Origin of the sequence: Agaricicola taiwanensis (genome assembly GCF_014635245.1) — a bacterium.
In the GTDB taxonomy this organism is placed as follows: domain Bacteria; phylum Pseudomonadota; class Alphaproteobacteria; order Rhizobiales; family Methylopilaceae; genus Agaricicola; species Agaricicola taiwanensis.
Window position 1 is genome coordinate 1 of the sequence record NZ_BMCP01000002.1, and the last position, 15125, is coordinate 15125.

The window sequence follows — 15125 nt, forward strand, 5'->3', positions numbered from 1 at the left end:
CCCGTCCTCCCGATGCAATCCGCATCAAAAGTGTCAGGGATGTCTCCGAACATCTGTCAGCTATGTCTCAAGACCAAACAACTAGGGCGGGCATGACGCGTGTGTGGCGAGTACCTCAACCACAACCCCCGCCGGTCACACTCAAGCCCCCTTCAACCCCCGCGTAAAGGCCGTCACGGCCGACCAGTCCTTGTCGCCGAGCCCCGCCTCGACAGCGCCTTCCATCTGCGTGGCGACCGCATCCAGCATGGGCGTCGGCCGTCCGGCGGCCTGCGCGGCTTCGGTCGCCAGCCGCAGGTCCTTCAGTCCCAGCGTCATGCGGAAGCCGGGCGTGAAATCGCCGCTGGCGATCTTCGGCGCATAGCTCTGATAGGCGCGGCTGCCGAACAGCGTGCCCGTCATCAGCTCCAGGAAGGCCTCCGGCTTCACGCCATGGGCGCCGGTCAGCAGCAGCCCCTCGGCCATGGCTTCGATGGCCATGGATATCATCATGTTGCCGCCGATCTTGGCGGCATTGGCCTGTTTCGGGTCCTCGCCCATTACCCAGGTCTTTTGGCCGATTACATCGAACAGCGGCTCCACCCGGGCGATCGCCTCAGGCCGGCCCGCCGCCACCACATTGAGCGCCCCTGCGGCCGCCACATCCGGGCGGCCGAACACCGGCGCGGAGACATAAGCGACGCCAGCCGCTTCATGGGCACGGGCCAGTTCGTCGGCAAAAGCCGTGGAAATGGTGGAGGTGACCACATGCACGCATCCCGAAGGGGCATGCGCGAGCAGGTCTGCCTCCAGCACCACCTGCCGGATCGACGCATCGTCCGACAGCATGGTGAAGACCGCCTCGGCCTGGAAAGCCTCAGCGGGCGAGGCGACAAGATCGACGTCATCGATCACCTCAGTGACGGGCGAGCGGTTCCAGGCGGACACCCGATGCCCCGCCTTCGCCAGATTGCGGGCCATGGCGACGCCCATCTTGCCGAGACCGATGAAACCGATGTGCATGGGGGAGGCTCCTTTGGAAAAGGCGGTGGCGTGAGAAAATTGAATGAGTGTTGTGGCATACCACGCGGCAGCGCAACCGCCCGCGTCCTCACGTCATGGCAAGAATTGGTGTTACCGTCCGCAAGTGCTTGTCAGGAGGCCTATATTGTGAGGGAGCGACATCATCTCAACGCCAGCTGTGGATACTTAGATCAATCAATCGCGATTAGGCAAAATTAGTGCAATGGTTCAATTCGTTGTGGACCGTCTCCCATGGGCGAACGATATATCTGCGCCTACTGCTGAAGGTTATGATGAATGCAATAAGTGTTGAACCCGTAGAAATAAACGATCATGTAGCTGGCTTTGCCCTATCTGTAGGATGCCAAGACAGCCTTGCCAAGATCATCGCTGTGATAGCCTTAGGTCAAGCGGAACACGCAGTGCGTATCTTGCGGGCGCTCGAGCCTATGGGTCCTGCTATATCCCACGCTCATCTGTATCGTTGTGCGAGGATGCACCTGCAAATCTCTGGGGATACTCAGCCTAAGTTGGAGGCGTCTCGATACCAGCGCGATGGTTTTCTTTTTGAATGTATATCCTGGATTGCTGCCAGATCGTCAGTTGGGCAGCGGACCTTTATGAAGGAGCCGCATATATCATCCACAACTCAAGGTCTGGATGGTTTGATGATCGAGTTGGATGAGGTCGAGGCGAACGTAATACGTGCGACGATCTTTGAAGATAAGTGCACAGAAAACCCTCGAAAGAAGTTCAAGCAAGAAGTTCTGCGAAGCTTTGGTGACTACCATAACGATCGCCGATGTAATGAGCTCGTGGCTTGCGCTGTTGCCCTGATCAAGGAAAGCGACATCAACGGAACTGCTGCGACTAAGGCCGCGGCTCGCGTGCTGGACAGAGCATGTCGTAGCTACCGAGCTTCGTTAACAGTCAGTTCTCACATCAGCTCTGCAGCAAAGCGCGCCAAGCTCTTCAAAGATTATGAAGTTATTTTGGATCAACTTAATCAAGACCAACGTGTTGCTGCTATTTTCACGGTAGATCAACCTTTACGAGATTGGTTTGATGGCCTTGCCGGTCAAGTTCTAACGGTGCTGTCAAAATATGAGGGGCGGAATGTTTGATCCACTAACCGCCCGAATGTTGGCCTCCGCACCCAGTCTTCCGGGCCTAGATTCGGATCAGCTTCCGCAACTTCTTACCAGGCATTATGCTCAAATAGTCTCAATGCGACTGGGGGCAGATGCCCTTGAGGATGATGCAAATGAAGAATGGCCTTTGGAGCGGATCGCTGATGCATATGAAATAGTCGCGTCGATCGAAGAAGATGGAGAATATCGAAGAGCCGCTGCGTTTGTGGCCGGAACTGCTCAGCAAATACTATCTAGACGAACTCTAAGCCAAAGCCAGGTGGATTCTTCTCCTCTGATCAGTCGCGAGAGAGTTGATCCTTCTCTTTCGGCTGCTCTCTTGTTTTTAATCGCAGAACAATATGCTGATGCCAACGAGGCAGCGCTAGCCATCCCTAAGAGCGGCGGCTATCGCGAAGCAATTGTATTGGGAGATCACATCAGAGATCTTAGTCGCGGCAAGCTAGTCTCGATATTGCATCGTGCCGATCGATGGAGAGAAGGGCGAAGATCGGTCGGGCGATTAGATAATCGTGCTTTCCGCGCGCTAGCTGCTGCTCTCTGTGATGGGATAGAGATTCTGGCTGCGCACATGCTGTCAATGCCGCTGCCAGACTCAACGCCCCAACGGTTTGCCACTGCGCAATCGGCGTTTCGCAGCGTTATTGGTCTCGCTAGCAACACGAGTGAAAGAGCTTCCCGCCACATCGATGGACACTACACGACACATTTTGCAGGCCCGGCTCACCTAGCGTCGTTGCTTTTGTCGGTTGCAGATGCCCTAAATGATGCGGCTCTAACAAAGCTTGTGCCACCGACCGGTGCCGAGGCTACCTGGTGGTCAGAGTGGCTGCGTTTCAGGGCGACGAGTATGCCGTTTCTCTGGCGCAACCACCGAGAGGCGATCGCTAAGGAATTTTATGAAACCGGCAAATCCGCTGTCTTGGTGCTTCCTACGGGAGCGGGAAAAACAACTGTCTCTGCGTTAAAGATAGCCGGTGTTATTGCTAGAGGAAAGAAGGTAATATTCCTTGCCCCTACTCATGCTCTTGTCGAGCAGCTTACGGAGGATCTTCAAGAGATATTTCCGGAAGATAAATTTGAATTAGGAATTTCTAGCGATTTTGACTCTGTTCTTTTGGATGATCAGCAACTTCAGTCTATTGAGGTGATGACGCCAGAACGCTGCTTGGCTATGCTGTCGTTCTCGCCATCTTCGTTTTCTCAGGTTGGACTTCTTGTCTTTGACGAGTGTCACCTTCTCAGCCCAGACACTCAAAAGATTGGTCGAGCTCTTGATGGGATGTTATGTATTTTGGCCTTCCTAGTAGCTGCTCCTGAAGCTGATTTGCTGTTTTTGTCAGCAATGCTTAACAATGGCGAGCAATTTGCAAATTGGATAAGTGAGCTGACTGGAAGATCCTGTGTGGCTGTTGAATTGCTTTGGAAGCCAAGCCGTCAGGCACGAGGTATTGTGGTTTATGATGAGCGGGAGGTGCAGAAGTCTTTAAGTAGAGCTCGATCGCAGCAGCGAAAACAGGATCTTCTTGCGGGTAAGACAGCGAAAAGCTTACGTGTTGCTGCTGAGAGAGAAATTACCGCTAGGCCCTACGTTGTCTGGGGCCTTCACCATAACTGGATGGCGGTAGCTGATGCCTATTCGCACACGGCCATCATCAATGAGCCGCTGACACTAGGAGGCGGCTTTAAAAATGGATCGCTCTGGGCCAGCCCAAACGCTAACGAGGTTGCCGCGCGGATAGCGTCTAATGCCGTGTTAGGCGGGCTGAAAACAATTGTTTTCGTCAATACAAAGGCGGATTCAGTCCGAGTTGCGAGAAAGATTGCCACTCAGATCGAGTTCACAGTCAATTTGTCTGAGGGGGAAGAAGCACTTTGGGAGGTGCTGGTCGCTGAGCTCGGCGATGAGAAGCACTCGATATTCGCTGGCCGGGATTTTTCGGCTGTTCCTCACAATTCAGCTATGCTCAGGCTTGAGCGAGCCATGTCGGAGCGTCTCTTCAGAAGGTCTGACGGGGCTAAGGTTATCGTTGCTACGCCTACCTTGGCTCAAGGCCTGAATCTCCCGGCAAGCTTAGCGGTGCTGGCAGGCGATAAGCGGGCTGGAGAAGCCAAAGGTGAGCGCAGGCCCCTCGAAGCGCATGAGCTGCTAAATGCTGCTGCTCGCGCAGGTCGCGCGGGTCACCTGGCAAATGGCCTAGTTATTCTGATTCCAGAGCCTTTGATAAGATTTTTACCCGGCGAGACATTGCGTAAGGATTTGAAAGACAAGCTGAATTCTGTTCTGCCAAATGATGATCGGTGCGTTGCGATCAGCGATCCCCTAGAGATAGTACTTGATCGCATAATGGAGGGGGATTTTCAGGATCGGGACGTCCGCTATACGATAAACAGGCTTGCATCTCTCAGTTCATCTCCCGATTTCGATGTCTCGAAGGACAATATTCTAATCAAGTCTTTCGGTGCATTTCTGGCGAGAGCAAACGCGACAGAGAATGAATACAATGCAAAGATGACTAAGCTTTGGACGCAGGCGCGGCTGGTGGCAGATGAAAGCACAGAAGCTGCTGTTCTGTTGATAGCTTCCCAAAGCGGGCTGCCGCTTGATCTGCTGGAGCGCCTCAGGATGCGGTTGCAGACAAGCCTCGGTCGCTTGCCCACGTCGGTTGTCGCTTGGCTCGAATGGACGATCGATTGGTTGAAAGAAGATGCGGATGCAAGACAGCAGTTGCTATCTGACGTCAGTCGGTCTGCGTTGATTGCCACTGGCCGAGCAGGCAATACCGAGCTTGACGCGGAGATCTTGAGCAATCTCTTGCCCGGAATAATTGGTTGGGTGCAGGGCGAAACCATTCGGCAGATAGAAGAGGCCCTGGGAGGTTCACCCGACGGTTCTACGGACCTAGAACGGCTCTGCCCCCGAGCAAGGGAACTAGTATCAACATTCATTCCGCGCGGGTTAGCGTATGCAACAGGTATTATTTCCCGGATGGGTGAAGAAATAAAGGTTGCGGATGTTCAAGAAGACCTTGATGAAGGTATGATGCGTGGGCTTTCAGCGGCTGTACGAAGAGGTTTCGTGTCTCTATCAATGTTGGAGTACGCGAACGAAAACAAGATGCTTATTGGACGAGTGCAACTTCATAGATCATATCTGTCACAATTCTTTTTGCCCGAGTAAGGCCCGCCGCGCCTCAGCGCGGCAGGGTCGTCGTTCCCATCAGGCTCTCGTCAATCGCACGAGCGGCCTGGCGGCCCTCGCGGATCGCCCAGACCACCAGCGATTGCCCACGCCGCATGTCGCCGGCGGCGAAGACCTTCGGCACGGAGGTCGCATAGAGCTTGGTGTCCGCCTGCACATTGCCGCGGCGGTCCAGCGCCGTGAGGGACTGTTCCACCATGCCTGTCTTCACCGGGCCGGCGAAGCCGATGGCGAGGAAGACGAGGTCGGCCTTCAGCACGAATTCGGTGCCGGGGATGGGCTGGCGCTTTTCGTCCACGCGGGCGCAGCGCACGCCGGTGACCTGGCCCTTCTTGTTGCCCTCGATGCCAAGCGTCGCCGCCGCGAATTCGCGCTCGGCGCCTTCGGCCTGGGAGGATGAGGTGCGGAACTTCGTCGGCCAATAGGGCCAGTTGGAGAGCTTGTCCTCGATCTGCGGCGGGCAGGGGCGGATGTCCATCTGGGTGACGGAAAGCGCGCCCTGGCGGAAGGAGGTGCCGACGCAGTCGGAGGCCGTGTCGCCGCCGCCAACCACCACCACATGCTTGCCGGTGGCGAGGATGGGGTCCTCATCGCCGATGCTCTCGCCGCCAACACGGCGGTTCTGCTGCACCAGGAAGGGCATGGCGTAATGGACGCCGTGGAGGTCCTGGCCGGGGATGCCGGGATCCCTCGGGTTTTCCGCGCCGCCGGCCATCAGCACGGCGTCATGCTCGGCCACCAGCTCGGCGAAGGGCTTGGTCACGCCCACGTTGACGTTGCAATGGAAGGTGACGCCTTCGGCCTCCATCTGCGCCACGCGGCGATCGATGTGGTGCTTTTCCATCTTGAAGTCGGGGATGCCATAGCGCATCAGTCCGCCGGGCTTGGGCTCCCGCTCATAGAGATGAACGTCGTGGCCGGCGCGGGCGAGCTGCTGGGCGGCGGCCATGCCGGCAGGGCCGGAGCCGATGACGGCGACGCGCTTGCCGGTCTTGACGCCGGGAAGCTGCGGCTGGACCCAGCCGTTCTCCCAGGCCTTGTCGGCGATGGCCTGTTCCACCGTCTTGATGGCAACGGGCACATTCTCCAGGTTCAGCGTGCAGGCTTCCTCGCAGGGGGCGGGGCAGATGCGGCCGGTGAACTCCGGGAAATTGTTGGTGGAATGGAGGTTGCGCGAGGCTTCCTCCCAGTCGCCGTTGTAGACGAGGTCGTTCCAGTCGGGGATCTGGTTGTGGACAGGGCAGCCTGTGTCGCCGTGGCAGAAGGGAATGCCGCAGTCCATGCAGCGTGCGGCCTGGCGGCCGACCTCGGCCTCCGGCAGCGGCAGGGTAAACTCGCGAAAATGGCGAATGCGGTCGGATGCCGGCTGATACTTCTGCTCCAGCCGGTCGATCTCAAGAAAGCCTGTGACCTTGCCCATAACTCACTCCGCTGCCTGCAGTGACCGCATCTTTTCCATCTCGCGCAGCGCGCGGCGGTATTCGACCGGCATGATCTTCACGAACTTCGGCCGGTAGTCCGCCCAATTGTCGAGGATGGTGCGCGCACGGGTGGAGCCCGTGTAATGCGCGTGGTTTTCGATGAGCTGCCTGAGCCGCTCCTCGTCATGGTGGTTCATGTCCTCCATCACGTCGATGAGGCCCTTGAACTCCAGATCGCCGCCGTGGTGGTGCAGCTTCTCCAGAAGCTCCTCTTCCTCCTCCACCGGCTCCAGATCCACCATGGACATGTTGCAGCGGGTGGCGAAATCGCCGGCTTCATCGAGCACATAGGCGACGCCGCCCGACATGCCCGCCGCGAAGTTGCGGCCGGTGGGGCCGATGATGACGACGACACCGCCGGTCATATATTCGCAGCCGTGATCGCCCGCGCCCTCGACAACCGCGATGGCGCCGGAGTTGCGCACGGCGAAACGCTCGCCCGCGACGCCGCGGAAGTAGCATTCGCCGCCGGTGGCGCCATAGAGCACCGTGTTGCCGACGATGATCGACTTCTCCGGCACGATGGCGGATTCCGCCGGCGGGTGGACGATGATCTTGCCGCCCGACAGGCCCTTGCCGACATAGTCGTTGGCAACGCCCGCGAGCTTCAGCGTGACGCCGCTGGACAGGAAAGCGCCGAAGCTCTGGCCGGCGGTGCCCTTCAGGTTCACCGTGATGGTGTCGTCGGGCAGGCCCTCATCGCCATAGATCTTGGCGACGGCGCCCGACAGCATGGCGCCGGCGGAACGGTCGCGGCTGCGGATCGGCATGTCGATGGTGACGGCTTCGCCCTTTTCGAGAGCGGGCTTCGCCTTCTCGATCAGGGTGCGGTCAAGCACCTTGTCGATGTGGTGCTCCTGCACCTCCACATGGCGCACCGCCGCGTCGTTGTTCGGCTTGTGGAACAGGCGCGTGAGGTCGATGCCCCGGGCCTTCCAGTGCTCCAGCGCGCGTTCCTGGTCGAGCAGCTGCGACTGGCCGACGATGTCCTCCAGCTTGCGGAAGCCCATCCCGGCGAGGATGCGGCGCACCTCCTCGGCCACGAAGAAGAAGTAGTTGATGACGTGCTCGGGCGTGCCCTTGAAGCGGCGGCGCAGGACCGGGTCCTGCGTGGCGACGCCCACGGGGCAGGTGTTGAGGTGGCACTTCCGCATCATGATGCAGCCGGCCGCGATCAAGGGCGCGGTGGCAAAGCCGAACTCGTCCGCGCCGAGCAGCGCGCCGATGATGACGTCGCGGCCGGTGCGGAGCCCGCCGTCCACCTGCAGGGCGATGCGGCCGCGCAGCTTGTTGAGGACGAGGGTCTGCTGGGTCTCGGCAAGGCCGATCTCCCAGGGGGAGCCGGCGTGCTTCAGGGAGGTGAGGGGGCTTGCGCCCGTGCCGCCCTCAAAGCCGGAAACGGTGATGTGGTCGGCCCGTGCTTTCGCCACGCCGGCGGCAACCGTGCCGACGCCGACTTCGGAGACGAGCTTCACCGAGACGTCAGCCTCAGGGTTGACGTTCTTGAGGTCGTAGATGAGCTGCGCCAGATCCTCGATGGAATAGATGTCGTGGTGCGGCGGGGGCGAGATGAGGCCGACGCCGGGGGTGGAGTGGCGCACCTTGGCGATGACGGCATCCACCTTGTGGCCGGGCAGCTGGCCGCCTTCGCCGGGCTTTGCGCCCTGCGCCACCTTGATCTGGAGCTGGTCGGCGTTGACGAGATAGTCCGCCGTGACGCCGAAGCGGCCGGAGGCGATCTGCTTGATGGCGGAGCGCATGCTGTCGCCATTGGCCATGGGCTTGAAGCGCTCGGCTTCCTCGCCGCCTTCACCGGTGTTGGACTTGCCGCCGATCCGGTTCATGGCGATGGCGAGCGTGGTGTGCGCCTCGCGGCTGATGGAGCCGAAGGACATGGCGCCGGTCGAGAACCGCTTCACGATCTCGGAGGCGGGTTCCACCTCCTCGATGGGCACGGGCGCGCGGCCCATCTCCTTGCCGTCGCGGATGCGCATGAGGCCGCGCAGCGTCATCAGCCGTTCCGATTCCACGTTGATGGCTTCGGCGAAGGCCTCGTATTTGTCCTGGGCGTTGCCGCGCACCGCATGCTGAAGCAGGGCCACCGTATCAGGCGTCCAGGAATGCTGCTCGCCGCGGCGGCGCCAGGCATATTCGCCGCCCACCTCAAGCGCGTCCTGCAGCACGGGATCACCGGAGAAGGCGATCGCGTGACGGCGTACCGTCTCCTCGGCGATCTCCTCCAGGCCGACGCCCTCGATGGAGGTGGCGGTGCCGAAGAAGTACTTCTGCACGAATTCCGACTTGAGGCCGACCGCGTCGAAGATCTGCGCGCCGCAATAGGACTGATAGGTGGAGATGCCCATCTTGGACATGACCTTGAGCAGGCCCTTGTCGATGGACTTGATGTAGCGCTTGACGATCTCCTTGGCGTCGACCTCCTCGGGGAAGTCGAGGTCCTTGTGCATGGCCTGCAGGCTCTCGAAGGCGAGATAGGGGTTGATCGCCTCGGCGCCATAGCCGGCAAGGCAGGCGAAGTGATGGATCTCGCGTGCCTCGCCCGTCTCCACCACGAGGCCGACGGAGGTCCTGAGGCCCTTGCGGATCAGGTGGTTGTGCACCGCCGCCACCGCCAGGAGGGCGGGGATGGGAATGCGGTCGTGGTCCATCATCCGGTCGGACAGGATGATGATGTTGAAGCCGCCGTGGACCGCCGCCTCGGCGCGTTCGCTGAGGCGCAGGATGGCGTCTTCCATGCCGCCGGCGCCCTTTTCCACGGGATAGGTGATGTCGAGCGTCTTGGTGTCGAAGTGGTTGCTCTCGTCGTCGCCGATGGCGCGGATCTTCTCCAGGTCCTCGTTGGTGAGGATGGGCTGGCGCACTTCCAGGCGCTTCCTGCGGGAGGTGCCCTTGAGGTCGAAGATGTTGGGGCGCGGGCCGATGAAGGAGACGAGGCTCATGACGAGCTCCTCGCGGATCGGATCGATCGGCGGGTTCGTCACCTGGGCGAAGTTCTGCTTGAAGTAGGTGTAGAGCAGCTTGGACTGGCCCGACAGCGCCGAGATGGGCGTGTCGGTGCCCATGGAGCCGACCGCCTCCTGGCCCGTGGTGGCCATGGGCGGCAGCAGCAGCTTGAAGTCTTCCTGGGTGTAGCCGAAGGCCTGCTGGCGATCCAGCAGCGACACGTCCGTGACCGGCGCGGACGGCGGCACGGAGGGCAGCTCCTCCAGCACCATCTGGGTGCGGTCCAGCCAGGCGCGGTAGGGATGGCGCGTGGCAAGCTGGGTCTTGATCTCCTCGTCGGAGATGATGCGGCCTTCCTCGGTGTCGATCAGCAGCATCTTGCCCGGCTGCAGGCGCCACTTCTCGACGATGTCCTCCTCCGGCACGTCGAGCACGCCCATTTCGGAGGCCATGACGACCATGCCGTCCTTGGTGACGAAATAGCGGGCGGGGCGCAGGCCGTTGCGATCCAGCGTCGCGCCGATCTGCACGCCATCGGTGAAGGCGACGGCGGCGGGGCCGTCCCACGGCTCCATCAGTGCGGCATGATATTCGTAGAAGGCGCGGCGCTCCTCATCCATGAGCGGGTTGCCCGCCCAGGCCTCGGGGATCAGCATCATGACCGCATGGGCGAGCGAGTAGCCGCCCTGGGTCAGGAATTCCAGCGCATTGTCGAAACAGGCGGTGTCAGACTGGCCTTCGTAGGAGATGGGCCAGAGCTTGGAGATGTCGTTGTTGAAGAGCTCCGAATCCACCGAGGCCTGCCGCGCCGCCATCCAGTTGACGTTGCCGCGCAGGGTGTTGATCTCGCCGTTGTGAGCCACCATCCGGTAGGGATGGGCCAGCGGCCAGGCCGGGAAGGTGTTGGTGGAAAAGCGCTGGTGGACCAGAGCCAGCGCGCTCTCAAAACGCGGGTCCGACAGATCCGGATAATAGGGGCCGAGCTGGTCGGCCAGGAACATGCCCTTGTAAACAAGCGTGCGCGAGGACAGCGAGACCGGGTAATAGCCCTCGGTCCTGGGGTCCTTGCCGTCATAGATGATGTTGGAGATCACCTTGCGGCAGACGAAGAGGCGGCGCTCGAAATCGGCCTCGGAGGTGACCTTGGGGCCACGGGCGATGAAGACCTGGGCGTGGCCGGGTTCGGTGGGCTTCACGCTTTCGCCGAGCGTGGAGTTGTCGGTGGGCACCTCACGCCAGCCGAGCAGCACCAGACCTTCCTCGGCAACGACCTTGGCGAATGTCTCGCGGATGAAACGCTGGCCCTCCAGATCGCGCGGCATGAAGATATGGCCGACGGCGTAATGGCCGGGCTCGGGCAGCTCGAAACCGAGCTTGGCGGTCTCTTCGGCGAAGAAGCGATGGGGGATCTGCACCAGCATGCCGGCACCGTCGCCGGCGCGCGGATCGGCGCCCACGGCGCCGCGATGCTCCAAATTCTCCAGGATGCAGATGGCGTCACGGATGATCTTGTGGGACTTGCGGCCCTTCATGTCCGCGATGAAGCCGACGCCGCAGGCATCATGCTCCTTGCGGGGGTCATAAAGGCCCTGGGGCGCGGGAAAGGCGCTGTGAGCTTGGACGCGCTCGTTCCTGAACTCGCTCATCGTTTCGTCCCTATCTTCACGGAAACAACCTCCCGTAACGCGTTCGATCTTTCCGCCGAACGGGCTTTGGAAGGGTAGTAAGGTTGTCCTATTGCGCTGCGAACATGCACGAGAACCCTCTCGCGCGCAAGAGGTGTTTCAAAACTGTTCCATGTCGACTGCTTCTTCGCCCAGCAGCCTCCCTGCATCATGGCGCGCATGATCTTGAAATGGAATAATAAAAACCTGCTTTGGCGCCAAAATCGGTGCCGGGATCAAGGCTGCGCCGCCTTGTCGCGACTGGTTCAGGGCATGAAAAAGAGCGCCACGGTTGCCCGTGGCGCCCTCATCAGACGGAAGGTTCGAAACCGTCAGGCGGCCTCTTTGGTAGCCTCCAGAGCCTTGGGCGCCGCAATCTCGATGCGGCGCGGCTTCAAGGCCTCCGGAATCTCGCGGACGAGATCGATGTGGAGGAGGCCGTTCTCGATGGAGGCACCCTGTACCTGCACGTAATCGGCGAGCTGGAACCGGCGCTCGAAGGCCCGGGCAGCGATGCCCTGATGCAGGACGGTGGTGCTGGGCGAGGTGACGGCCTGCCTCTCACCACGCACGAAGAGCGCGTTTTCCTTCACCTCGATGTTGAGGTCGCCTTCGGCGAAGCCGGCGACGGCGATCGAGATGCGGTAGGTGTTCTCGCCGGTGCGCTCGATGTTGTAGGGCGGATAGGTCGGAGCCGTATCGGCCGCGGCATCGAGAAGCGAGAAGAGCCGGTCGAAACCGACGGTGGAACGATAAAGCGGGGTCAAATCGAACTGACGCATAGCATATCCTCTTTCCATTTGAGCAACATGCGGGTGTCCGCCTTCAAAGGCCGGACGTCCGTAGCGCAACCACATGGTCTGCGCAGGAGAGAGGTGGTAAGCCCTTTTCCGCAGTTCAAGACCCCCTTTTCAGGTGATTCTTATGCCGCGTGACGCATGCGCCGAACTTTTCGGGATCCCCGAAAATCCGGTGCCGGAAGGAGCCGTCGTCGAGGTCCTGACGGCGGAAGACGGGGTCCGCCTGCGCGCCGCGCGCTTTGCCCCGCCGGCGGGGCAGCCAAAGGGAACGATCTGCCTGTTCCAGGGGCGGGCCGAGACCATCGAGAAATATTTCGAAACCATCGAGGACCTGCGCGCCCGCGGCTTCGTGGTGGCGGCGCTCGACTGGCGCGGGCAGGGCGGCTCGGCGCGGCTGACCCGTGACCCATTGAAGGGGCATATCCCGCATTTCTCGCATTATCAGCGCGACATCAAGGTCTTCATGGAGCGCTTCGTGCTGCCGGAATGTCCGGCGCCGATCTTCGGGCTGGCCCATTCCATGGGCGGCCCGATCGCCCTCATCGCGGCCCAGAGGCACTTCACCTGGTTCGAGCGCCTGGTCCTCCTGGCGCCACTGTTTGGCCTACCCGGCCTTCAGATGGGCCGCACCGCGCGCAGCATCGCGCGCACGGTCACGCTGCTCGGGCTGGGTTCTTTCTTCATGCCTTTCGGCAACCGCAAGCGCATCCTGCAGCGGGTGTTCGAGGGCAACCTCCTGACCTCGGATCAGCGGCGCTTCCTGCGCACCGCGGCGGTGCTGACAGCGCACCCGCATCTGCGCATCAGCGGGCCGACCAACGGCTGGATCCACAGCGCCTTCGGCGCCATGGACATCATCTCGGCACGTCAGTTTCCCGCCTCCCTGCGAACACCGGTGCTGATCCTGACGGCCGCCTACGAAGGCATTGTCAGCAATGCCGCCATAACGCGGGTGGCAAGGCGCCTGCGCACCGCCCGCGTGATCTCGATCGATGGCGCGCGCCACGAAATGCTGATGGAGCGTGATGCCATCCGGGAGGGGGTGCTGGCCGCCGTCGACGCCTTCATCCCCGGCACGGACCCCTTCGCTGAAGCGGACAGCAGGCATCATCATGACGCCCTATGACGATGAATGTCCGACCTGTGAAAGGGTCAACGCCGCCTTGTGCTTCTATTCGGCGGCGACCTTTGCACTCTGATACTTCTCGCAGAAAGCCAGCGGGGGCAGGTCCTTGAAGTCGTCAAGCCTGCCGAAGAGAGTCTCGAAATCCCACTCCCACCAACCGAGGGCGAGAAGCTTTTCGGCCTCGGGCTCGGAGAAGCGCGCCTTGATGACTTTGGCGGGCACGCCGCCCACAATCTGATAGGGCGCGACGTCTCGTGTAACCACAGCGCCCGCCGCAATGATCGCTCCCGTGCCGATCGTCACCCCGGCGATCACGGTGGCGCCATGCCCGATCCACACGTCATGGCCGACGCATGTCCGCGTCGCCCGCCTGTCGGCAAAGAAGCCGGCGTCGCGCTGGGCATGGTCGTCATAATACTCGGGGCAATAGGTGAAACGGTGCTGCGATACGCGTTTGTAGGGATGGTCGGGCGCGCCAATTCTGACGGATGCCGCGATCGCGCAGAACTTTCCGATGGATGCGTCGGATACCGTGCAGTCCGGGCCGAGATAGCTGAAGTCTCCGAGAACGGAATATTCCAGGCCGGAGCGTTCAAGAATCTCGCAATGCAGGCCGACCTGCGCCTCGCGCAGGCGCGCGCTCTCGTGGATGAAGGTTTGGGTGAGTTTTGCCATGTATCCGCTCGTTCCAGACGAGTTCCATATGTGAATACGGTGGCTATGAGCACGCTCTCTGTTGCAGTTGGATGACAGCCGGCAACCTTCACGCGTCCTAGGCGCTATGGTTCAACAGCTCCATGGCCTCGGCATGCACGCGCTTGTCGCCGGCGGCGATGATGCGGCCGCCCTTGGTGGCGGGCTGGCCATCCCAGGTCGTGACCACGCCGCCCGCGCCCTCGATGATGGGGATGAGGGCGACGATGTCGTAAGGCTGCAGTCCGGCCTCGATCACGAGGTCGATGTGGCCGGCCGCCAGCATGCAATAGGCATAGCAGTCACCCCCGTAGCGGGTGTGCTTGGCCCTGGCCTCGACGCGCTGGAAGGCGGGAATTTCATCCATGTCGAAGATCGCCGGCGATGTCGCCGACAGCACGGCGTGAGCGATGTCCGGGCAGTGCCGTGTGCGCAGGCGGCGGTTGCCGTTGGGCCCCTGATAGCGGGCTGAGCCGCCATCACCGGAAAAGCGCTCACGGGTGAAAGGCTGATGCATGAGGCCGAAAGCCGGATTGCCGCCACGCAGAAGCCCAATCAGTGTCCCCCAGGCAAGAAGGCCGGTGATGAAGGCGCGGGTGCCGTCGATGGGATCGAGCACCCAGACAAATTCGGCATCGGGGTGTTCGGACCCATATTCCTCACCGACGATGCCGTGGCTCGGGAAGGTCTCCATGATCAGGCGCCGCATGGCCGCCTCACCGGCGCGGTCGGCGGCCGTGACCGGATCAAACATGGCGCCGGCACCTTTGTCCTCGACGCCGATGGACGAGCGGAAGAAGGGCAGGATGGCCTCGCCTGACGTGGCGGCCAAACGATCGACGAAGGCTTCGAAGTCAACGGCCGTCATACAACTGTCCCATTCACCTGTAAGATGCCCCGCAGTGATAGGTGAGACGCGCCGGCGGCGCAATCACCCCACGCTGCTCCTGAGACTGGGCATATGAGACCTTAGTCTTAAGATAAAATCGGCCGGTGAGCTTGATTTTTGTGCGGCGCAGTAATATTATTTGTGCATTGCGATACC

General features: G+C 61.0%; 9 protein-coding genes. 3 read left to right on the top strand and 6 right to left on the bottom strand.

The features are described from left to right. Nucleotides 1-141 precede the first annotated feature (141 nt). Nucleotides 142-1002: an NAD(P)-dependent oxidoreductase gene (locus IEV58_RS07405; protein WP_188409122.1), complete on the bottom strand. Its 861-nt coding sequence runs from the start codon at nucleotides 1000-1002 to the stop codon at nucleotides 142-144. Nucleotides 1003-1670: 668 nt separating this feature from the next. On the opposite strand from IEV58_RS07405, the gene IEV58_RS07410 reads away from it, so the two are divergent. Both IEV58_RS07410 and IEV58_RS07415 read left to right on the top strand, forming a co-directional pair. Then, the gene (locus tag IEV58_RS07410) at nucleotides 1671-2126 is read left to right on the top strand and encodes a hypothetical protein (RefSeq protein ID WP_188409123.1); all 456 of its coding nucleotides are present in this window, start codon (nucleotides 1671-1673) and stop codon (nucleotides 2124-2126) included. Then, nucleotides 2119-5334 (top strand): DEAD/DEAH box helicase, encoded by a 3216-nt coding sequence (locus IEV58_RS07415; RefSeq protein ID WP_188409124.1) that lies wholly within the window; start codon nucleotides 2119-2121, stop codon nucleotides 5332-5334. The genes IEV58_RS07410 and IEV58_RS07415 overlap by 8 nt, the downstream gene beginning before the upstream one ends. A 13-nt stretch (nucleotides 5335-5347) precedes the next feature. On the opposite strand, the gene IEV58_RS07420 is transcribed toward IEV58_RS07415, so the two are convergent. The 3 genes from IEV58_RS07420 to IEV58_RS07430 all read right to left on the bottom strand — a co-directional run bounded on the left by IEV58_RS07420 (nucleotide 5348) and on the right by IEV58_RS07430 (nucleotide 12243). Then, nucleotides 5348-6775, bottom strand: coding sequence for a glutamate synthase subunit beta (locus IEV58_RS07420; protein WP_188409125.1), 1428 nt, complete (start codon nucleotides 6773-6775; stop codon nucleotides 5348-5350). A gap of 3 nt (nucleotides 6776-6778) precedes the next feature. Further along, the gene (gene gltB / locus IEV58_RS07425; protein WP_188409126.1) at nucleotides 6779-11443 is read right to left on the bottom strand and encodes a glutamate synthase large subunit; all 4665 of its coding nucleotides are present in this window, start codon (nucleotides 11441-11443) and stop codon (nucleotides 6779-6781) included. A 350-nt stretch (nucleotides 11444-11793) separates the two neighbouring features. Next, nucleotides 11794-12243: an Hsp20 family protein gene (locus IEV58_RS07430; RefSeq protein ID WP_188409127.1), complete on the bottom strand. Its 450-nt coding sequence runs from the start codon at nucleotides 12241-12243 to the stop codon at nucleotides 11794-11796. A 142-nt stretch (nucleotides 12244-12385) separates the two neighbouring features. On the opposite strand from IEV58_RS07430, the gene IEV58_RS07435 reads away from it, so the two are divergent. After that, on the top strand, nucleotides 12386-13387 hold the full coding sequence (locus IEV58_RS07435; RefSeq protein WP_188409128.1) for an alpha/beta fold hydrolase: 1002 nt from the start codon (nucleotides 12386-12388) through the stop codon (nucleotides 13385-13387). Between the two features lie 45 nt (nucleotides 13388-13432). Here the strand turns inward: IEV58_RS07435 and IEV58_RS07440 are convergent, their stop codons facing one another. Beyond that, a complete protein-coding gene (locus tag IEV58_RS07440) occupies nucleotides 13433-14062 on the bottom strand; it encodes an LbetaH domain-containing protein (RefSeq protein WP_188409129.1) in 630 nt (209 codons plus the stop codon). A gap of 97 nt (nucleotides 14063-14159) precedes the next feature. Next, nucleotides 14160-14948 (bottom strand): histidinol-phosphatase, encoded by a 789-nt coding sequence (hisN, locus tag IEV58_RS07445; protein WP_188409130.1) that lies wholly within the window; start codon nucleotides 14946-14948, stop codon nucleotides 14160-14162. Between the last annotated feature and the right edge of the window lie 177 nt (nucleotides 14949-15125).

Bases quoted from the DNA above. Each gene is read 5' to 3' on its own strand.
- IEV58_RS07440 (WP_188409129.1), bottom strand. From the start codon at position 14,062: ATGGCAAAACTCACCCAAACCTTCATCCACGAGAGCGCGCGCCTGCGC.
- IEV58_RS07430 (WP_188409127.1), bottom strand. From the start codon at position 12,243: ATGCGTCAGTTCGATTTGACCCCGCTTTATCGTTCCACCGTCGGTTTC.
- IEV58_RS07420 (WP_188409125.1), bottom strand. From the start codon at position 6,775: ATGGGCAAGGTCACAGGCTTTCTTGAGATCGACCGGCTGGAGCAGAAG.
- IEV58_RS07435 (WP_188409128.1), top strand. From the start codon at position 12,386: ATGCCGCGTGACGCATGCGCCGAACTTTTCGGGATCCCCGAAAATCCG.
- IEV58_RS07410 (WP_188409123.1), top strand. From the start codon at position 1,671: ATGATCGAGTTGGATGAGGTCGAGGCGAACGTAATACGTGCGACGATC.
- hisN (WP_188409130.1), bottom strand. From the start codon at position 14,948: ATGACGGCCGTTGACTTCGAAGCCTTCGTCGATCGTTTGGCCGCCACG.
- IEV58_RS07405 (WP_188409122.1), bottom strand. From the start codon at position 1,002: ATGCACATCGGTTTCATCGGTCTCGGCAAGATGGGCGTCGCCATGGCC.
- IEV58_RS07415 (WP_188409124.1), top strand. From the start codon at position 2,119: ATGTTTGATCCACTAACCGCCCGAATGTTGGCCTCCGCACCCAGTCTT.
- gltB (WP_188409126.1), bottom strand. From the start codon at position 11,443: ATGAGCGAGTTCAGGAACGAGCGCGTCCAAGCTCACAGCGCCTTTCCC.